Origin of the sequence: Microbacterium sp. EYE_78 (assembly GCF_023149035.1) — a bacterium.
Classification (GTDB): domain Bacteria; phylum Actinomycetota; class Actinomycetes; order Actinomycetales; family Microbacteriaceae; genus Microbacterium.
On sequence record NZ_JAHXMY010000001.1, the window covers coordinates 879,195 to 898,657 of the forward strand.

The window sequence follows — 19,463 nt, forward strand, 5'->3', positions numbered from 1 at the left end:
GCACCAGGACGAAGCGCCCCCCGACGATCCCCGACTCTAACCGCCGCCTCTCGGATCGAGGACGGCGTGGACCGGGGCGGCCTGCTGTGGTAGCCCGGACGCAGCGTCAGCCGCCGTTCACCCCGAGGCCACCTTCCGGACAGACCCGCTTGTTTGGATCGCGGCGTGTCCACACCGCTCGTCACCGTCATCCTGCCGGCGAAGGACGCGGGTCCTTACATCGGCACCACGATCACGACCCTCCGTCGCCAATTCGACGACCCCGCCGATCTGCGGCTCGTCGTCATCGACGACGGGTCCCAGGACGACACGCGCGCACAGGTCGAGCACTTCGCCGCAGGGATGCCCCGGTTCGACGTCGTCACCAACGCCGAGCCCGTCGGCCTGGCCGCCGCCCGCAACCAGGGCCTCGACCTCGTCGACAGCGAGTTCTTCTGCTTCGTCGACGGTGACGACTGGATGCAGCCCGGTCGCCTCGAGAGCCTCGTCGCGTCGATGCGCCGACTCGAGTGCGACTTCGTCCGGACGGACCACGTGACCGACACCGACGGCCGTCGCAAGCTCATGCGGGCACCCCACGGGTGGCGCGGACGCGTGCTCTCGCCGCGTGACGCGATCCTCCCCGCCGACGAGACGACCATGGTCGACTACCCCTATGCCTGGGCCGGCATGTTCCACCGGCGCATCCTCGACGATGGGCTCGCCCACTTCGAACCAGGGCTGTTCACCGCCGAGGATCGTCCCTGGATCTGGCGACTCCACCTGCGCGCCCAGTCCTTCGCCGTCGTCGACGCCCCCGCGATCCTCTATCGCCGCGGGGTGACCACGTCGCTGACGCAGATCGTCGACCGCCGTCGGCTGGACTTCCTGCCGGCGTTCGCCGAGGCCCTCCGCGTCGTCGAGGAGGATGCCGAGGCGGACCGCTTCCTGCCGAAGATCGCGACGACCACGATGTCGGTCTGCGCCTATCACCTGTTCCGCGCCCGGGCGATGGCGACGGCGGACCGGACCGAGCTGCGGCGCGGCATCCGCGAACTGCTGCGCGCGATCCCCGCCGATCAGATCGACCCCGCGCTGTCGCGCCTGTCGGATCGTCGCCGGCGCATCCTCGCCCGACTGGTCCGCGAGGTACGTACGGCATGACCCAGGTCTTCGTCCTCAATTCGGCCTACGGCCTGATGACGGCGGTCGCGGCGATGGATGCCGGTGCGATCCCGGCATCCGGATCCGGCCGCATCCTCGTGACGGTGAACGCTGCCATCATCCCCGAAGCCGCCGACGGCATCGACACGGCGGCGCATCTCGCGACGCTCCGTGCACGGTTCGACCGGGTCGTCGACCTCAACGAGCTCCTCGCCCCCGAGCGGCCTCCGCACTGGCGTGTCAGCGGAGGGGAGGCCCCCGTCCTCGAGCGTCTGCTGCGTCAGGCGTGGCGGATCGGCGACGGCGAGGTGCACCTGTACCTGCAGAGCCCGCAGGTCGCGCCGTCGCGCGTCTTCATCGACATCTTCGCCGGAGCGCCGGTGACGATCGTCGGCGACGGACTGATGACCTACTCGCCCATCCGCAACCGCTGGCCGCACTCGGTCGCGGGGCGCGTGGTGGGAGTCGTGTACGCCGACACCGTGCCCGGTGTCGCGCCGCTGCTGTTCGCCGAGTCGGGGGCTGCCCGCATCCCGGTGCCGCCCCCAGCGCTCCGGGCGGTCGTGGGCGAGGTCGCGGACGCGACGGCGGACCCTGCGATCGACGCGCTCACGGGACTTCCGCGCCCGGCGCTGGTCCTCGGGCAGTACCTCGCCGCGCTGAAGCTGATCAGCGTCGAGGAGGAGCTGCAGATGCAGCGGGAGATGATCGACGCGGCGATGCGGTGGCGACCGTCGGCGATCGTCTTCAAACCGCATCCGTCCGCGGCACCGTCGGTGATCGACGAGCTCGCCGACCACGCACGGGTCCGCGGCGTCGCGTTCGAGGTGTTCCGCGGGACGACACCCGCCGAGGTGCTCGCCCTGCGCCTGCCGTTCGTCGGTGCCGTGGCCGGGTTCTCGACCGCGCTGCCCACGCTGCAGGCGCTGAACGGATCGCCGATCGCCGCGGTCGGGACCGAGCTGCTGTTGCAGCGACTGACACCGTACGAAAACGGGAACCGCATCCCCGTCACGATCATCGACGCCCTGACCCGCGCGGATTCCCCCTATCGGGGCGAGCGGATGCAGGAGCTCGTCGACGCCGTCGGCTACGCGATGCAGCCGCTCATCGCCGACCACCTGCGGCCGCGGGCAGAGGCGTTCCTCACCTCGGCGCCGACACGCGAGCGGGAGCGCTACTTCGCGCAGGCCCGGCTCACGTCCCTGCAGCTGCCCGGGGGCGGGCGACCGGGGCTGCTCGCGCGCGTCACGGCGCGCCGCGACGGCGCGAGCCGGATTACCGAGGCGACCCTCGCCGTACGCGGCGCCCAGCGTCGCAGCCGACGGGCGTGGAAGGCCCTGCGAGGAGGATGATCGTGATGGGCAACATGGTGAAGCACACGGCGCAGCAGCGAGCGGTCGAGACCATCGCCGTGATCCCCGCCCGCGGCGGATCGAAGGGCGTCCCGGGGAAGAACGTGCGGCGCGTGGGCGGGGTTCCGCTCGTCGCACGGGCGGTCGCCGCGGCCCGACGGTCCGAGGCGGTCGACCTGATCGTCGTGTCCACCGACGACGCTGCCATCGCCGCTGTCGCCGAGCAGGCGGGCGCCCGGGTGGTGCACAGGCCGGCGGAGCTGTCGGGCGACACCGCGACATCCGAGAGCGCGCTGCTCCACGCGCTGGACGTCCTCCGAGCCGACGGTGTCACCCCTCGGGTGACCGTCTTCCTCCAGGCCACGAGCCCGTTCATCCCCGCAGCGGCGCTCGCTGATGCCGTCGCGGCCGTTCGCGACGGAGCGGCGGACAGCGTCTTCTCGGCGCGGGAGAGCTACGAGTTCGTCTGGCGCCGCGACGCCGACGGGCTGGCCGAGGCGGTCGGGCATGAGGCCGACCGGCGGCCCCGGCGGCAGGACCGCGCCCCGCACTACGTCGAAACGGGCGCGTTCTACGTCTTCGACACCGACGGCTTCCGCCGGGCCGGGCACCGGTTCTTCGGGCGGACGCGGATCGTCGAGGTGCCCGAGGCGACGGCGATCGAGATCGATGAGCCCGCGCAGCTGCGGATCGCGCAGGCCGTCGCGCCGCTCGTCGACCCGTCCGAGCCGATCGCCGCATCCGTCGTCGTCACCGACTTCGACGGCGTGCACACCGACGACACCGCATTCGTCGACGCAGCCGGCAACGAGCACGTGCGCGTGAGCCGGACGGACGGCATGGGGGTCGCGATGCTGCGTCGCGCCGGCATCCCCTTCCTCATCCTCTCCACCGAGGAGAACCCGGTCGTGCGTGCCCGGGCCGACAAGCTGCGGGTCGACGTCCGTCACGGGGTGCAGGACAAGGCCGCCGCGCTCCGGGAGTGGGCCGATGAGCACGGGCACGCCCTCGAGGACATCGCCTACCTCGGCAACGACGTGAACGACCTGCCCGCCATGGGTCTCGTCGGCTGGCCGGTCGCGGTGGCCGATGCCCGGCCGGAGGTCCTGGCGGTCGCGCGGGTCGTCCTCGTCCGGGCGGGTGGTGCGGGCGCCGTCCGCGAGCTCGCCGATCGCGTGCTCGACGCGCGCTGAACGGACTCGACAGCCAGACGTCCGGCGTCGGCCATCGTCGGTTCATCCGTCATTCACGGTCGGCTCTCACGCTGAGTGGGACGCAACGAAAGGACCAGCCATGACGGTCACCATTGGGAACAACGTCCTCGGGGGCAACCACCCCGTCTACGTCATCGCCGAGATCGGACTGAACCACAACGGCGACGTCGAGCTGGCCAAGCAGCTCATCGACGTCGCCGCCCGCGCCGGCGCGAACGCCGTGAAGTTCCAAAAGCGCACGCCCGAGATCGCCACGCCGCCGCACATGCGCGACACGCCCCGCGAGACGCCGTGGGGGACGATGACCTACCTCGAATACCGTCACCGCGTCGAGTTCGGCCGCGACCAGTACATCGAGATCGGCGACTACGCCACCCTGCACGGCCTCGACTGGTTCGCCTCGCCCTGGGACGTGCCGAGCGTCGAGTTCCTCGAGGACCTGAACGTCGTCGCCCACAAGGTCGCCTCGGCCAGCCTCACCGACCTCGAGCTGCTCGAGGCCCTCCGTGCCACCGGCAAGCCCGTCATCCTCTCGACCGGCATGTCGACGATCGAGCAGATCGACCGGGCGCTGAGCGTGCTCGGCACCGACCGCACCGTCCTCATGCACGCGACCTCCACCTATCCGATGGAGCCCGACGAGGCCAACCTCACCATGATCCGCACCCTGCGCGACCGCTACGCCGGCATCCCGGTCGGCTACTCGGGTCACGAACGCGGTCTGCAGATCTCGCTCGCCGCCGTCGCGCTCGGCGCCGTGGCCGTCGAGCGTCACATCACGCTCGATCGCACCATGTGGGGCTCCGACCACGCGGCCTCCCTCGAGCCCGGCGGCCTCGAGCACCTCGTCCGCGACATCCGCGTCATCGAGACTGCGCTGGGCGACGGTGTGAAGCGGATCTACGACGGCGAGCTCGCTCCGATGGCGAAGCTCCGGCGCGTCCCGGCATGACCGTGCGCGGGGACCGCCCGGGACGCCTGCGGGTCGTCGCGATCGCCGATGCCGACTCCTTCGTGAAGTGGTCGGCGGCGCTCATCGACTCCGCTCCGTCGGTCGATCCGCATCTGCTGCTCGTACGCACACCGCTGACCGTCAGCGTGGCACAGGAGCATGCGGCACTGGCGGGCACCGGCATCCGTCCCGAGGCGGTCTCCCGCGTCGGCCACGATGACATCGCGGACTGGCTCTCGCGCGATCGTCCCGACGTCGTCGTCATCGCGGGCCGCGGCCCGTTCGTCCGCCTCGTCACGCGCCAGATCGACCGGGTCGCCCGGCGGCCGGTCGTGGTCTCGGGGCTGCCGGGCATCTCGATCCCCGCACAGCGCGGGGCCGCGACCTACCGGCGGCACTGCGACCTGATGGTGGTGCACTCGCAGCGCGAGCTGCGCGCGTTCCGGCAGCTCGCCGAGCACCTCGGCATCGATCTGCGGCTCGGTCTGGCGACCCTGCCGTACGCCCGGCCCGCGGCATCCGACGGCGGCGGCACCGACCTCGTGTTCGCAGCGCAGGCGATCGTGCCGCGGGAACCCGCCGACCGCGCTGCGTTGGCGGGGATGCTGCGCGCCGCGGCGCTCGCCGATCCGTCGCGTCGCGTGGTCGTCAAGCTGCGGTCCCGCCCCGAGCTCGGCGAGACCGAGACACACCTCGAACGCACCGAGCTGACGGAGCTGCTGCGCGACCGCCCCGACAACCTGGTCTTCTCGCACGAGCCGATGTCCCAGGCCCTCGCTCGCGCCGAAGGGCTCGTGACGGTCAGCTCGACCGCCGCGATCGAGGCCATGGCCGCCGGCGTGCCGGTGATCGCGCTCGACACGTTCGGCGTGTCGAAGACCCACCTCAACACGGTCTTCAACGGCAGCGGCGTCCAGGGGACGGCCGAGGACGTCATCGCTCGGCGGTTCCGGCATCCGAACCAGCGTTGGCTGGCCGACAACTACTTCCACGACCCGGAGCGATCCACGTGGTGGAACGAGGTCGAGCGTCTCGTGTCGCTTCGGCGTCGCGGCCTCCTCGCGCCCCGCTTCGTGCCGGCGGCCCGCGGCGGCGCGCTGCACGAGGCGTGGCAGCGCAAGGCGGTCCTCGGCGATGAGGACCGATCGGTCTCCGGCACGGTCGCCCTCCTCGTGGGGGGACCGCTGGTCTGGTCGATCCTCACCGCGCGACGCGCGCTCGGCAGACGCGGTCCGGGCACGTGGTTCGACGACGCGACCGACATCACGGTGACGCCGGCCCGCTATCAGGACCCCATCGTGCGGCCGCGGCGAGCGGCCCTCGTCGGTGTCATCGACTGAGTCGTCCGGCGAGCATTCCGGCCGCGTCGGCGGTCGCCTCGCGCAGTTCGTCGGCGAGCGCGGCGACAGCGGGGATACGCAGGGACTCCGGGCGCACGATCATCCAGTACGGCAGCCGCTCGGCGAACTCGTCGGGCAGGAGGCGAACGAGGTCGTCGTGACGGTCGGCGACGAAGCACGGCAGCAGCCCGATCCCCGCCCCGGCGCGGGTCGCCTCGACGTGCACGAATACGTTCGTCGAGCTGAGACCGTCGCGCATCTCGGGCACGAGGCGTCGCGGCAGGTCGAGGGCGTCCACTTGCAGGATCGCGTCGACGAAGTAGACCAGCGGATGCCGCATGAGCTCGGCGGCGTCCCGCGGCATCCCCTCCCGTTCCAGATAGGCCCGCGAGGCGTACATCCCGAGCGTGTAGGCACCGAGCTCCACGCCCTGTGCGCGTCGGGACTGCGGGGCGCCGACGACCACCTCGATGTCGAGGCCGGGCCGGTGGGCGGCGGCCCGTCGCGTCGCGGTCACGATCTCGACGCTCAGGCGCGGGTGCTGCCGGCGCAGCCGCGCGACGGCGGGAGCGGCGATGAAGGCGCTGAAGCCGTCCGTCGCTGACATCCGCACGACGCCCGCGATCGGGTCGTGGTCCTCACCGGCTCCCGCGAGCTGCGTCAGCGCGGACTCGATGCGCCCCGCCGTGTCGACGGCCTGCCGACCGAGGGTGGTGAGCTCCCACCCGCCGCCGGCCTGCGCGACCAGGCGCCCGCCGACCGCGTCCTCGAGGGCTGCGATGCGCCGCGCGACCGTGGTGTGGTCGACGCCGAGCGCGTTCGCGGCCGTGGTGTAGCGACCCGATCGCGCGACGGCGAGGAGCACGAGCAGATCATCGGCGCGGAGGCGACCACGGGCATCCATGTGTGCAATTCTGCACATGCGAGGTGCAGGACTGGGCATTGATCACCATGGCATCCGCTCCGCAGACTGTGGGACGGACGCCACCGCGTCCCTCGTCAGCGCAGACCACCCCGGATGTCATCGACGACATCGATCGGAGAACCCATGTCAGCCCCCACCCGTGCCGCCGACCCCGCGGCGTCCGCCACCCCGTCCGGCCTCCGCCGCGTCGTCGCCGCCTCGATGGCCGGCACCGTCGTCGAGTGGTACGAGTTCTTCCTCTACGCCACCGCCGCGAGCCTCGTGTTCGGCACCTACTTCTTCCCGCAGACGGGGTCCTCGCTGGACGGGATCATCGCCGCGTTCGTCACGTACGCGGTCGGTTTCGTCGCGCGTCCGCTCGGCGGTGTCGTCTTCGGTCAGATCGGCGACCGCTTCGGCCGCAAACCGACGCTGCAGGCGACGATCATCATCGTCGGTGTCGCGACGTTCCTCATGGGCTGCCTTCCCGGCTTCGTCGAGATCGGCTATTGGGCCCCCGCGCTGCTGGTGGCGCTGCGCTTCCTGCAGGGCTTCGCCGTCGGCGGCGAATGGGGCGGCGCGGTGCTGCTCGTCGCAGAGCAGAGCCCGAACCGGTCCCGAGCGTTCTGGTCGAGCTGGCCCCAGGCGGCGGTGCCCGTCGGCAACCTGCTCGCGACGCTGGTCCTGCTCGTGACGTCGTGGGTCCTCAGCTCCGAGGACTTCCTCGGCTGGGGATGGCGCATCGCGTTCTGGCTGTCCGCCGTCATCGTCCTCGTCGGCTTCTACATCCGCCGCCACGTCGAGGAGGCGCCGATCTTCCTCGAGGCCAAAGCGCAGGTCGAGGCCGAGAAGGCCGTCTCGTACGGCGTGGTCGAGGTGCTGCGCCGCTACCCGGTCGGCGTGCTGCAGGCCATGGGCATCCGCTTTGCGGAGAACATCGTCTACTACATCGTCGTCAGCTTCTCGATCGTGTACCTGAAGACCGTGCACGAGTACGACACCAGTCAGCTGCTGCTCGCCCTCCTCGTCGCGCACGTCGTGCACTTCCTGGTGATCCCGCAGGTGGGTCGCCTCGCTGACCGGTTCGGCCGGCGCCCGGTTGCGCTGACCGGTGCGATCCTCAGCGCGACGTGGGCGTTCTTCGCCTTCCCGCTGTTCGACACGCTGAATCCCGCCCTCATCGTCCTCGCCGTCGCCGTCGGCCTGACCTTCCACGCCTTCCTCTACGCGCCGCAGCCGGCGATCATGGCCGAGCTGTTCCCGACCCGCATGCGGTACTCGGGTGTCTCACTCGGCGCGCAGGTGACCGCCATCGCGGCCGGCTCGCTGGCTCCGATCCTCGCGACGCAGTGGCTGCGCGACTTCGGGTCGTGGACGCCGGTGTCCATCTACATCGCGATCGCCTGCCTCATCACCGGCACCACGATCGTCCTGATGCGCGAGACCAAGGGCGCCTCGCTGCAGGCGATCGACGACGCGGATGCCGCCCGCACGGCCGAACTGCGCCGCGAGAAGGAGCGCGCATGACCGACCTGACCGGTCGGAGCGCACTCGTCACGGGTGGCGCGAGCGGCATCGGGGCGGCGTGCGCCTCGGCGCTCGCCGCCGCCGGTGCCCGGGTGACGGTCGCGGACCTCGACGCCGACGGCGCGCAGCGTGTCGCTGCCACCGTCGGCGGCGAGGCCTGGCACGTGGACCTGAGCGACACGGGCGCACTCGCCGACCTGCGGCTCGACGTCGACATCCTCGTCAACAACGCCGGCATCCAGCACGTCCGCCCGATCGAGGAGTTCGAGCCCGAGCGGTTCTCGTTCATGCTGCGGCTCATGCTCGAGGCGCCGTTCCTGCTCATCCGGGCGGCGCTCCCCGCCATGTACGAGCGCGGGTTCGGCCGCATCATCAACATGTCGAGCGTGCACGGACTCGTGGCATCCCCCTACAAGTCGGCCTACGTCGCGGCCAAGCACGGTCTCGAGGGGCTGTCGAAGGCGACCGCGCTCGAAGGCGGCGCGCACGGGGTGACGAGCAACTGCATCAATCCCGGGTACGTGCGCTCGCCGCTGGTTGAGACGCAGATCGCCGACCAGGCGAAGCTGCACGGGATCAGCGAGGACGAGGTGCTGTCGCAGGTGCTCCTCGCCGAGGCCGCCGTGAAGCGGCTGATCGAGCCGTCGGAAGTCGCCTCCCTCGCGGTGTGGCTCGCGGGGTCGGATGCGGGCATGGTCAGCGGCGCGAGCTACTCGATGGACGGCGGCTGGTCGGCCCGCTGAACCGAGCGCCGTTCCCCCGTCGCGACCTGCGGCACGGGGCCGCCGTTCGCGACGGGCGAGCACCGGGCCGGACGCCCGGACAACCGCCTCAGCGGAAGAACGCCCCGAAGATGCCGCTCTGCAGGGCGAAGAAGCCGACCGCGAACACGCCGACGACGACGATCGCAGCCCACGGGATCCCGGTCTTCAGGCGCTGTCCGCCCGCGGCGACACCGGGCGGCGGACGCAGCGCCTCGACGGGCGGTGCGAACGGGAGGGTGCCGGATGCCGCCGCCGCGGTCGCCGACTGGGTGAGGCGGTCGTCGCGCCAGCGCTCCCACTGCGCGAGCTTGTCCAGCAGCGCCCCGACGACGGAGAACAGCCACGCCCAGGTGTTCGGGTCGAGCGTCGAGAAGTCGCGCTTGGCGTAGAGGAAGAGCCAGTCGTCGACGATCTCGACGTCGAGCTGCGCGGCGTGGTCGATGAAGCGCGCCATGATGTCGGGCGTGAAGAGGTACAGGGCGTCCTGCTCGTATCCCTGCGGGCAGTAGAGGGCGAAGTGGCGGTCGAAATCCCCCTCGAGGCTCAGCCGCTGATCCTTGTCGAACACCTGCGGCAGGTTCGAGCCGAAGAGACCGTTGTTGCCCTCCGCGTCGAGCACGATGTGCGGCAGCGGTGTCGCCAGCTTGATCGCGACGTACCCCCAGCGGTGCGTCGTCCGGTTCTTCCCGGACCCCGTCGTGAAGCGGTAGTTCGCGAACTCCACGAAGCGCGGTCGCTCGCCGCGCAGGATGTCAGAGGCCGTGCGCGAGCTGCCTCGCGAGAAGATCATGCCCGGCAGGGGCGGGTTGGATGCCTTCGCGAACCACGTGAGACCGTTCGCCCGCGCGAACCGGTCGAGGCGGTAGATCCGCGTGTGCGAAGCCTTCACACCGCGGACGATGAGCGAGATGATCCCCACGGCCATCACGGCGACGACGACCACGAACCCGATCGACACGGGGCTCCCGCCGGTCCGGGCGAACGAGGTCAGCAGACTGATGAAGACGTTCAGGATGAAGAAGCCGACGAACAGGAACACCGCGACGGCGATGACGATGCCGACGGTGCCGCCGCCGCCCGAGGGCAGTCGCCCTGCCGCGAGGAGTTCCTTGCGGTGCGCCGCGACGGCCGCTCGATCGATTGGTTCGGTGAGCGGTCGCGGGTCGAACGTGGACGTGCTCATCTGTTCTCCTCGTCGGAGTCGTCGGTCAGCGCTGACCCGGCCGGGATCTCGAACGCCTCGAGCCCGGGGGCGGCGGTCACCGCGGTGATCACGTCTCGTGAGCCGCCGACGATCGTCGAGTCGGCGTCCACCTCGGACACGAGCACCCAAGCGCGGTCGTCGGGCCAGACGAGACTCGGGCTGAGTGCGGACGCCTCGAACCCGTGTTCCTCGGCGGGGAGGTCGCGCCACGGGACGTCGAGGAACCAATCGGGTCTCGCCAGCTCGGCGACGCCGCCCCGGAACAGCACATGGGAGCGGCCGGGCAGCTCGAACCGGTCGGCTTCCGAGATCTCGCGGGACAGGACGCCCTCCTGCCACGTCTCCCGGCGGAAGACGTTGTTCCACGGGTCCTTGACACTCCCGGTCAGCATCTCGTTGTGGCGAGCGAGTACGGGGTCGGTCGGGTCGCCGAGTTGGAAGAACGTCCGCGACGGACCTACTCCCATGTGGCCGAGCAGCCCGCCGTGCCCCTCCCACAGTGCGACGATCCCGGCATCCGGTGTCGTCGTGTGCCGCGCCAGGATCGCCGCGACCAGCGCCAGCAGGTCGGGCTCGAGGCCGCCCTGCACCGGCGGATCGAACGACCGGCCGTCGGGCGCCTCAGCGGGGGCGCCGTCGTTGATCCGGCCGGTGAGCCCCTGCCACTGCGAGACCGGGTGGAACAGGGATCCGAATGCTCGGGCGGCTTCGGACCACGACGATCGCCGGTCGTCGGCGAGCGGCGGGTGGAACACCCGGGCGTACGCCTCGAACCCGCGCGGCACGACGTCGTGCATCGTCCAGGTCCACGGGTCGTCGATGCGCTCGCGCAACCAGTCGCCGGCCGACACGTCCGCGGTCCACTCCATGACGGCCACGGTACCGGCCGGCCGCTCCCGGGAGCGGGACGGATGCGGCGAGGCACCGGCATCCGTCCCGCCCGTCATCAGGCGGGTCCGGTCAGGCCGGCTGCGGGGCGCGGACGTCGACGACCCAGGTCACGCCGAAGCGATCGGTCAGCATCCCGAACCCCGCACTCCATGCGGATGCCGCGAGCGGTTCGACGATCGTCGCGTCCTCGGCGAGACCGGTCCAGCGTGCCGTCACCTCGTCGAGGGTGTCGCCCTGCAGCGAGACGAAGAAGGCGCGGTCGGTGATCGTCAGGCCGTTCTCGCGGTGCGTGGTCCCCGCGACCGCGTCGGCACCGGCGTCCTCGCCGGGGACGTCGTAGGCCATGAGGCGGAACCCGTCCGCCGCGACGAGGATGCCGAAGACGACCGTGTCGGCGCCGGGTGCGTCCGCCGGCATCCCGAGGTCGGAGTAGGTCGTCACCGTCGCCTGGCCGTCGAAGATGCGGGCGTAGAACTCGAGGGCCTCACGTGCGGTGCCGCGGAAGTTGAGGTGGGTGGTGGTCGTGAGGGTCACGGTGCGTCCTTCGTTCGGGGTGGGTGTCGTGCGGATACCACGCTCCTCCCGGTAGAGGTCGGATCCTGTCCGCTTCTCGCGCAGGATGGAGGCATGCCCTCTCCGTCGCAGCGGATGCTGCACCTGCTGTCGGTTCTGCAGTCGCGTCGCGACTGGGGTGGCCAGGAGCTCGCCGATCGGCTCGGCGTGACGGTCCGCACGATCCGGCGCGACATCGACCGCCTGCGCGAACTCGGGTATGCCATCGCGGCGGTCAAGGGGCCGTTCGGCGGGTACCGGCTCTCGTCGGGCGAGGAGCTGCCGCCGCTGCTCTTCGACGAGGAGCAGGCGATCGCGATCGCCGTCGCCCTGCAATCCGCTTCCGGCGTCGACATCGCGGATGCCGCGGCCAGGGCACTCGCCACGATGCGACAGGTGATGCCATCCCACCTGCGGCACCGGATCGACGGGATCCGGTTCGAGACCGAAGCGTCGGCCGACCAGGCAGCGCCGGGGGTGGTGGAGGCGGTGAGCGCCGGTGCGCGCGACCGCCGGACCCTGCGTGTCGACTACGGCGACGGCGACCGGTCGCGGCGCATCGAGCCGCACGCCGTCGTGTCACGGGACCGGCGGTGGTACGTCGTCGCGTGGGATTTGAATGCCACGGACTGGCGCATCCTGCGGCTCGACCGCCTGCGCCTGCGGCAGGGCGGCGGGGTCCCGTTCGAGGAGCGCGAGATCCCGACCGGCGATGCGCGCACCTACCTCGCGGCCCGGTTCAAGGGTGCGGAAGCCGAGGACCGCTGGCCCGTGACCGCCGACCTGATCCTGTCGACGCCCGCGCAGCGGGTCGTGCCGTTCCTGGGCGACGCGGAGCTCGAGGACCTCGGCGACGGGCGCACGCGCGTGCGGGTCGGCTCCTGGTCGTGGGTCGGCGCGCTGGCGTGGGCGCTGCGGTTCGACGCCCCCCTCGAAGTCGTCGGGCCGCCAGAACTGGCGGAGGCGGCGGCCGCGCTCGCGCGGCGACTGCTCGATTCCGCGGCGGGGCTGCTCGATTCCGCGGCTGGGCTGGGCGTCCGCTAGACTGTTGTGGTTGTCCGTCTGCGCTCCCGCGCGGAATCACCGGACACGTGCATCAACCCTCCTGATGCCGGGAAACGCCCGGCATCCGTTCTAGTCCGAAGGAGGTGGGTTAGTGACGCACATCCACCAGTACGAACTCATGGTGATCCTCGACCCCGAGATCGACGAGCGCCAGGTCGCTCCCAAGCTCGACGGGTTCCTGAAGGTCATCACCGCAGATGGTGGCTCGATCGACAACGTCGATGTCTGGGGCAAGCGCCGTCTCGCGTACGAGATCCAGAAGAAGACCGAGGGCATCTACGCCGTCGTCAACTTCACCGGCACCAGCGACGCCACCAAGGAGCTCGACCGTCAGCTCAAGCTGAACGAGCAGATCATGCGCACCAAGGTCCTCCGTGCCGAGGAAGCGATCGCTCAGGTCGCCGCCGAGAAGGAGCGCGCCGACGCCAAGGCCGCCCGCAAGGCAGCGAAGGCCTAAGGCTCATGGCCGGCGAGACCATCATCACGGTCGTGGGAAACCTCACGGCAGACCCCGAGCTGCGCTACACGCAGAACGGCCTGCCCGTCGCGAACTTCACGATCGCGTCGACGCCGCGCAGCTTCGACCGTCAGGCCAACGAGTGGAAGGACGGCGAAGCGCTGTTCCTCCGCGCGTCGGTGTGGCGCGAGTTCGCTGAGCACGTGGCCGGCTCGCTCACCAAGGGCATGCGGGTCGTCGCGACCGGCCGCCTGAAGCAGCGCTCCTACCAGGACCGCGAAGGCAACAACCGCACGGCGATCGAGCTGGAGGTCGACGAGATCGGCCCCTCGCTCCGCTACGCCACTGCCCAGGTCACCCGGGCCGCCTCGAACGGCGGCGGCGGTGGCGGCGGCAGCTTCGGCGGCGGTCAGCAGTCGCGTCCGCAGGTGCAGCAGGACGAGCCCTGGGCCACGCCCGGGTCGGCCGCACCTGACGCGTGGAGCGCGCCCGGGACGAGCTACGGCGACGACACCCCGTTCTGATTCGAATTCCGGATGCCGCGGGCCGCGGCATCCACCTCTCTTAAGGAAGACACATGGCTGGAAAGGCAACCGGCGATCGCCGCAAGCCGCGGAAGGGCGCGAAGAACGCCGCTCCCGCGAAGGCGATCCGCGTCGGCGTCATCGACTACAAGGATGTCGCGACGCTTCGTAAGTTCATCTCGGAGCGCGGGAAGATCCGCGCCCGTCGTATCACCGGAGTCTCGGTGCAGGAGCAGCGTCTGATCGCGAAGGCGATCAAGAACGCCCGCGAGATGGCGCTCCTGCCCTACGCCGGCGCTGGCCGCTGAGGAGCACCGACATGGCAAAGCTGATTCTCACGAACGAGGTCGCCGGGCTCGGTAGCGCAGGCGACGTCATCGAGGTCAAGAACGGGTACGCCCGCAACTACCTCATCCCCCAGGGCTTCGCTGTGGCCTGGACCCGCGGTGGCGAGAAGCAGGTGGCGTCGATCCGCGCCGCCCGCGAGTCCCGCGCGATCCACGACCACGAAGAGGCCGTGGCGCTCAAGAACACGCTCGAGTCGAACACGGTCAAGCTGACCGTCAAGGCCGGCGCTGAGGGTCGCCTCTTCGGTTCGGTGAAGACCGCCGACGTGGCCGACGCCGTCAAGGCCGCCGGTTTCGGTGACCTCGACAAGCGCAAGATCCACATCACCTCGCCGATCAAGGCCGTGGGTCAGCACGAGGCGACTGTCCGCCTGCGTGACGACGTCACCGCCGCGATCACCCTGCAGGTGGTCGCCGCCAAGTAATCCTGGCGCGCGGAACGGATGCCGCGGTCCCACCCTCTTCGGAGGGTCGGGTCCGCGGCATCCGTCGTTTCCGGCGGGGTGTGCATGCGGGCGCTGACTGGCTAGTCTTCGGGCATTGATCCAAACGATGGAGTTCTTCATGAAACGACGTATCGCGGCCGCCCTCGGCGCCCTGTCGGCCGCCGCCCTCATCGCCACGGCGGGCCTTCCTGCGCAGGCGGTGACGATCACGGACGACATCAAGACGAAGGCCTCCTACGCCGTCCCCGACGGAGGCTCGGTGTTGGCTTCCGCGCTGTCACCGGACGGTCGCACCGCCTACCTCGGGACGGCGCAGGGCATCGACGTGGTCGACACGGCGACGGGTGAGCGGACAACCCGCGTCGGCTCGGGCCGCGTGTGGCACATGGCGCTGTCACCCGACGGCACCACACTCGTCGCACTCTTCGACGGCGGCCTGCGGGTCATCGCGACCAGCACTCTCACGGTCTCGCGCACAATCACGATCAAGGACGGCGTCGATACCCTGGCGTTCGGGCCCGGTGGTGTCGGCGTCTACGTGAAGGACGGCAGGTACGGCCTCTCGATCGTGAATACGAGAACGGGTGCCGTGCGCACGCTCACGACGTTCCCGCAGTTCTCGCTCGATGCGCCCTGCGCGTTGCTTCCGACTCCTGACGGCCTCCGGCTGTACCTCGTGGATTGCGGCTACATGGACGGCACGACCAACTTGTGGGCCATCAATGCCAAGACGGGCGCCATCGGCAAGAAGGTGCGGATCCCGGAGAACGGCATCGAGAACGAAATGACCTTCTCCCGGAACGGCAAGGCGCTGTACATCCCGGGCGGCGATATCGACGGCTACACGAAGCGCATCCGCGTCTACCGCGTGCCCGAGGCCACGATCGCCCGCACCGTCGACCTGACCGGTGACGGAGCACCGACGGGCGTGGTGGCGGCAGGAGATGGTCGGAGCCTGTACGTCGCAGGTCTGCCGTATCGAGGTGTCGCCAAGATGACCGCTTCGACCGGTGACATCACCGACTATCACGAGCTCACCGGCTACCTGGACGATCTGCGCATCTCCGCCGACCGCAGCACGCTGCTGGTCGAGGACGTCGAGAACGCGGTCGTGCACTTCCTCTCGACCGGCGAGTAACGCCCGATCGTCGCGAGCGGATGCCGCGGTCCCGCCCTTCCCGGAGGGTCGGGTCCGCGGCATCCGTCGTTCCCGGCTGGGGACCGGGGTGCCGGTGGGGTCCGGCGGGGTGCCGGTGGGGTCCGGCGGGTGTGCGTGATTGCGATGGATCCCGGGCGACACGCCGATCGGTGGGGCCCGGACGCGGCGTGTCGGCGGGAATCCATTGCAATCGTGCACGGGTGCCGACGGATGCCGCGGGGTCAGGACCCGCGGCATTCGCCGGGCAGGTGATCAGATCAGGCGGTGCGGCGGCGCAGCGCGAGCAGTGCTCCCGCGGCGATCAGCCCCGCTGCAGCCAGGGGCAGCCAGGTGGCGGAGGTGCCGCCCGTCTGCGCGAGGGCCCGAGGCGTCTCACCCGCGGTGGCTTGGGGAGCCATCGGGGTGCCGGCGGTGCCGGGGATCTGGTCGTCGGTACCCATCCCGGGGGTGTCACCCGGGGTCGCCGGGGCGGCGGGGTCCGTCGGGTCGACCGGGGTGGTCGGGTCCGTGGGGTCGACCGGGGTGGTCGGGTCCGTGGGGTCGACCGGGGTGGTCGGGTCCGTCGGGTCGACCGGCGTGGTCGGGTCCGTCGGATCCGTCGGGTCGACCGGGGTGGTGGGGTCCGTCGGGGCGACCGGGGTGGTCGGGTCCGTCGGGTCCGTGGGGTCGACCGGGGTGGTCGGGGTGGTCGGGGTCGTGCCCGGGTTGGTCACCGTGCTGTCGCCGATGACCGAGACGGCCGTGTCGCCCACGGTGATGGGGATCCCGATCGGCAGGAGGATCTGCGTCCCGCTCCCGATCCCGTCCTCACCCGAGGTCGAGGGAGAACCGACGGTCCCCCCGCCGGGCGCCGCGGTCGCGCCTCCCCCGATCACGGAGCTGTCGCCGATCACCGAGATCGCGGTGTCGTCCACGGTCACCGGGGCGGTGATGGGGGCGACGACCTGGGTGCCGGAGCCGATGCCGTCGGTTCCGTCGGTGGACGGGGCGCCGGTCGAGCCGGTGGCGGGTGCCGTGGTCGGGGTGGTTCCGGTGTTCTCGGTCGAGCTGTCGCCGATCACGGAGACAGCGGTGTCGCCGATGGTCACCGGGAGGGTGATGGGGGCGACGACCTGGGTGCCGGAGCCGATGCCGTCGGTTCCGTCGGTGGACGGGGCGCCGGTCGAGCCGGTGGCGGGTGCCGTGGTCGGGGTGGTTCCGGTGTTCTCGGTCGAGCTGTCGCCGATCACGGAGACAGCGGTGTCGCCGATGGTCACCGGGAGGGTGATGGGGGCGACGACCTGGGTGCCGGAGCCGATGCCGTCGGTTCCGTCGGTGGACGGGGCGCCGGTCGAGCCGGTGGCGGGTGCCGTGGTCGGGGTGGTTCCGGTGTTCTCGGTCGAGCTGTCGCCGATGACCGAGATCGCGGTGTCGCCGATGGTCACCGGAATCGAGATCGGGGCGATCAGCTGCGTGCCCGAGAGGATGCTGTCCGAACCGCTCGTCGACGGCCCGACCGCCGGCGTGGTGACCGGGGTGGCGTCCGACGACGACGAGCCCGTCGTCGAGCTGTCGCCGATCACGGAGATCGCCACACCGCCGACCGTCACGGGCACGGTGACAGGGGCGACGACCTGGGTGCCCGAGCCGACACCATCCGCACCGTCGGTGGTAGCCGACGACGTGGACGAGGACGGGGCGGCGGGAGCAGCGGCATCCGATCCCTCGGTGGAGCTGTCACCCACGACCGACACCGCGGTGTCCTCCACGGTGACAGGCGCGGTCACGGGCGCGACGACCTGGGTTCCGGAGGCGGCGCCGTCGGTTCCGTCGGTCGACGGCGCCGGCTTCGCGACCGGCGCTGCCGGGGCTGCGGCAGGCGTCGAGCTCGCGCTCGAGCTGTCGCCGACGACCGACACCGCAGTGTCCTTCACCGTCACCGGTGCCGTCACGGGGGCGACGACCTGTGTGCCGGAGCCGACCCCGTCGGAGCCGTCGGTCGTGGCGGCTGCGGGCTGGCTCGCCGGCGTCGAGGTCGTCGCCTCGTCGGTCGAGCCGGTGGACGAGTCGCCGAGCACAGACACCGCGGTGTCGTCGATCGTGACCGGGATGTCGACGTTCAGGATCGCCTGGGTGCCCGAGAGCAACCCGTCCTCGCCTGACGTGGTGGATTCTGCGGCCTGAGCGGCCGCCGCGCCGAAGAGCGTGATGCCCCCCGCCACGAGCGTGCCCAGCAGGGCGCGCGACAACATGGCATTCATTGCATCTCTCCAAAGGATTGGAAGTGGACTGAGGATGGCGCTGGTGCGCCTGCACGCGGGGCGTGCGACTCGTGCCGCGATCGAAGCGCGGCCCGGGTCCGTCAGTCGGGAGAGACGTCGGTGTCGAAGGTGGGGGCCGGGAGGCCGTTCTCATCGCCGGGACCGCCTCGCCGCACCCAGGCACGGTGCGCGACGAGGAATCCGAACGAGAGCACGGCGAGCACGCCGGCTGTCCCTCCTGCGGAAGAAGTGATGCTGGCCGACCCGGCGGGGGCCGCGCTCAGAGGCGGCACCGCGCCAGGGTCGGCGGAACGTTCGAGGGCGAAGACGGGCAGCGCCTCGAGAACGGGGAGGCTGCTGGCGGTGCGCACCAGCGTCATGACCGTGGCTTCGAGCAGCGGGGCCGCGGTCACCGCACGATCCAGCACGGCCGCCACCGCCTCGCTCACGGACTGCGCCGCAGCATCCGGCTCCGAACCCAGCGCCGGCAGACCGAGGCCACCGCCGCCGACGGGAATGGGAGGGATGCCGGGGGTCCCCGGCACGGCGGGCGCACCGCCGCCACCGATCGGCGCCACCGCGTCGGTGACGGGGGCGACGATCGGCGTCACCGCGTCGGTCACCGGCGAGACCACAGGAGTCACCGTGTCGGTCACCGGCGCGAGGATGGGAGCGACCGCATCGGTCACGGGCGCGACGACGGGCGACACTGCCTCCGCGACGGGTTCGACGACCGAGACGACGCCGTCGACGACAGGGATGACGGCGCTGACCACGGGCGTCGCGACCGGCTTCACCGTCTCGACGACCGGCTGGAGGACAGTCTCGGCGACCGGCGCGACGACACTGTCGGCGATCGGCTTCACGATGGTGTCGGTGACGGGCTTCGTGACGGCGCGGACGGGCTCACTGACAGCGCTCACGACCGGCTTCGCGACCTTCTCGGCGACGGGTGCGACAACCTTCTCCGCCACCGGCGCCGCGACGTTCTCGACCGGCGCTGCGACCTTCTCGACGACCGGCGCTGCGACCTTCTCGACCGGCGCCGCAACCTTCTCGGTCACCTGACGCACGGGCGTGGTCACAGCGTCGGTGACCGGCGCGACGACCTTGTCGCCCACGTCACCCACCGTGTCTCCGACAAGCGTCACGACACCCGCCAACACCCCGCGGCGATCTGATCCGTCATCGCTCGCATGGGCCGAGGCGAACGTGGCAGCCGCGCTCAGCACCATCCAGACGAGGGCGAAAGCGACCCCGCACAGCGCGAGGAGAACGAAACGGCTGAGCGTTCGGAGCGTCGAGTGCACAGGTCACCTCCCACGATGGATCATCGGGACGCACGCCACGATGGGCCGCGTCTGCGGGGTGCCTGGACC

General features: G+C 71.0%; 19 protein-coding genes. 13 read left to right on the top strand and 6 right to left on the bottom strand.

Annotation, left to right across the window (positions count from 1 at the left end):
• Positions 1–165: 165 nt before the first annotated feature.
• From KZX17_RS04215 to KZX17_RS04235, 5 genes are all read left to right on the top strand, one after another.
• Complete coding sequence (locus KZX17_RS04215; RefSeq protein ID WP_248170587.1) at positions 166–1,143, top strand: glycosyltransferase family 2 protein; 978 nt, start codon at positions 166–168, stop codon at positions 1,141–1,143.
• Positions 1,140–2,498 (top strand): alpha-2,8-polysialyltransferase family protein, encoded by a 1,359-nt coding sequence (locus KZX17_RS04220; protein ID WP_248170585.1) that lies wholly within the window; start codon positions 1,140–1,142, stop codon positions 2,496–2,498. Before KZX17_RS04215 ends, KZX17_RS04220 begins: the two co-directional genes overlap by 4 nt.
• 5 nt (positions 2,499–2,503) lie before the next feature.
• Entirely contained in the window at positions 2,504–3,691 is a 1,188-nt protein-coding gene (locus KZX17_RS04225; RefSeq protein ID WP_248170584.1) for an acylneuraminate cytidylyltransferase, read from the top strand.
• 100 nt (positions 3,692–3,791) lie between these two features.
• On the top strand, positions 3,792–4,664 hold the full coding sequence (locus KZX17_RS04230; RefSeq protein WP_248170582.1) for an N-acetylneuraminate synthase family protein: 873 nt from the start codon (positions 3,792–3,794) through the stop codon (positions 4,662–4,664).
• Positions 4,661–6,004, top strand: coding sequence for a DUF6716 putative glycosyltransferase (locus KZX17_RS04235; RefSeq protein ID WP_248170580.1), 1,344 nt, complete (start codon positions 4,661–4,663; stop codon positions 6,002–6,004). The genes KZX17_RS04230 and KZX17_RS04235 overlap by 4 nt, the downstream gene beginning before the upstream one ends.
• Here the strand turns inward: KZX17_RS04235 and KZX17_RS04240 are convergent.
• Positions 5,994–6,908, bottom strand: a complete 915-nt coding sequence (locus KZX17_RS04240) for a LysR family transcriptional regulator (protein ID WP_248170579.1) — start codon at positions 6,906–6,908, stop codon at positions 5,994–5,996. The two genes, KZX17_RS04235 and KZX17_RS04240, sit on opposite strands and share 11 nt — an antisense overlap.
• Before the next feature lie 144 nt (positions 6,909–7,052).
• Here KZX17_RS04240 and KZX17_RS04245 point away from each other — a divergent pair, with 144 nt between their 5' ends.
• The gene (locus tag KZX17_RS04245) at positions 7,053–8,435 is read left to right on the top strand and encodes an MFS transporter (protein ID WP_248170578.1); all 1,383 of its coding nucleotides are present in this window, start codon (positions 7,053–7,055) and stop codon (positions 8,433–8,435) included.
• Positions 8,432–9,178 carry a 3-hydroxybutyrate dehydrogenase gene (locus KZX17_RS04250; protein WP_248170577.1) on the top strand — a complete coding sequence of 249 codons (747 nt, stop codon included), beginning with the start codon at positions 8,432–8,434 and terminating at the stop codon, positions 9,176–9,178. The genes KZX17_RS04245 and KZX17_RS04250 overlap by 4 nt, the downstream gene beginning before the upstream one ends.
• Before the next feature lie 88 nt (positions 9,179–9,266).
• Here KZX17_RS04250 and KZX17_RS04255 read toward each other — a convergent pair whose 3' ends face one another.
• The 3 genes from KZX17_RS04255 to KZX17_RS04265 form a co-directional block, all read right to left on the bottom strand.
• Positions 9,267–10,382 carry a hypothetical protein gene (locus KZX17_RS04255; RefSeq protein WP_248170575.1) on the bottom strand — a complete coding sequence of 372 codons (1,116 nt, stop codon included), beginning with the start codon at positions 10,380–10,382 and terminating at the stop codon, positions 9,267–9,269.
• A complete protein-coding gene (locus KZX17_RS04260; protein ID WP_248170574.1) occupies positions 10,379–11,272 on the bottom strand; it encodes a hypothetical protein in 894 nt (297 codons plus the stop codon). The genes KZX17_RS04255 and KZX17_RS04260 overlap by 4 nt, the downstream gene beginning before the upstream one ends.
• A gap of 91 nt (positions 11,273–11,363) precedes the next feature.
• A complete protein-coding gene (locus tag KZX17_RS04265; protein WP_248170572.1) occupies positions 11,364–11,828 on the bottom strand; it encodes a VOC family protein in 465 nt (154 codons plus the stop codon).
• A 93-nt stretch (positions 11,829–11,921) separates the two neighbouring features.
• On the opposite strand from KZX17_RS04265, the gene KZX17_RS04270 reads away from it, so the two are divergent.
• From KZX17_RS04270 to KZX17_RS04295, 6 genes are all read left to right on the top strand, one after another.
• Positions 11,922–12,890, top strand: coding sequence for a YafY family protein (locus KZX17_RS04270; protein WP_248170571.1), 969 nt, complete (start codon positions 11,922–11,924; stop codon positions 12,888–12,890).
• A gap of 112 nt (positions 12,891–13,002) precedes the next feature.
• Positions 13,003–13,368 (top strand): 30S ribosomal protein S6, encoded by a 366-nt coding sequence (rpsF, locus tag KZX17_RS04275; RefSeq protein ID WP_308194503.1) that lies wholly within the window; start codon positions 13,003–13,005, stop codon positions 13,366–13,368.
• 5 nt (positions 13,369–13,373) lie between these two features.
• Positions 13,374–13,892: a single-stranded DNA-binding protein gene (locus KZX17_RS04280; protein WP_248170570.1), complete on the top strand. Its 519-nt coding sequence runs from the start codon at positions 13,374–13,376 to the stop codon at positions 13,890–13,892.
• Between the two features lie 53 nt (positions 13,893–13,945).
• Positions 13,946–14,200, top strand: coding sequence for a 30S ribosomal protein S18 (gene rpsR, locus KZX17_RS04285; protein WP_005054609.1), 255 nt, complete (start codon positions 13,946–13,948; stop codon positions 14,198–14,200).
• A gap of 11 nt (positions 14,201–14,211) precedes the next feature.
• Entirely contained in the window at positions 14,212–14,664 is a 453-nt protein-coding gene (gene rplI / locus KZX17_RS04290; protein ID WP_248170569.1) for a 50S ribosomal protein L9, read from the top strand.
• 139 nt (positions 14,665–14,803) lie between these two features.
• Positions 14,804–15,823, top strand: a complete 1,020-nt coding sequence (locus KZX17_RS04295) for a WD40 repeat domain-containing protein (protein WP_248170567.1) — start codon at positions 14,804–14,806, stop codon at positions 15,821–15,823.
• Between the two features lie 278 nt (positions 15,824–16,101).
• On the opposite strand, the gene KZX17_RS04300 is transcribed toward KZX17_RS04295, so the two are convergent.
• Entirely contained in the window at positions 16,102–18,075 is a 1,974-nt protein-coding gene (locus KZX17_RS04300; protein ID WP_248191809.1) for an LPXTG cell wall anchor domain-containing protein, read from the bottom strand.
• 110 nt (positions 18,076–18,185) lie between these two features.
• Positions 18,186–19,235 carry a hypothetical protein gene (locus tag KZX17_RS04305; protein ID WP_248170564.1) on the bottom strand — a complete coding sequence of 350 codons (1,050 nt, stop codon included), beginning with the start codon at positions 19,233–19,235 and terminating at the stop codon, positions 18,186–18,188.
• Positions 19,236–19,463: the final 228 nt, after the last annotated feature.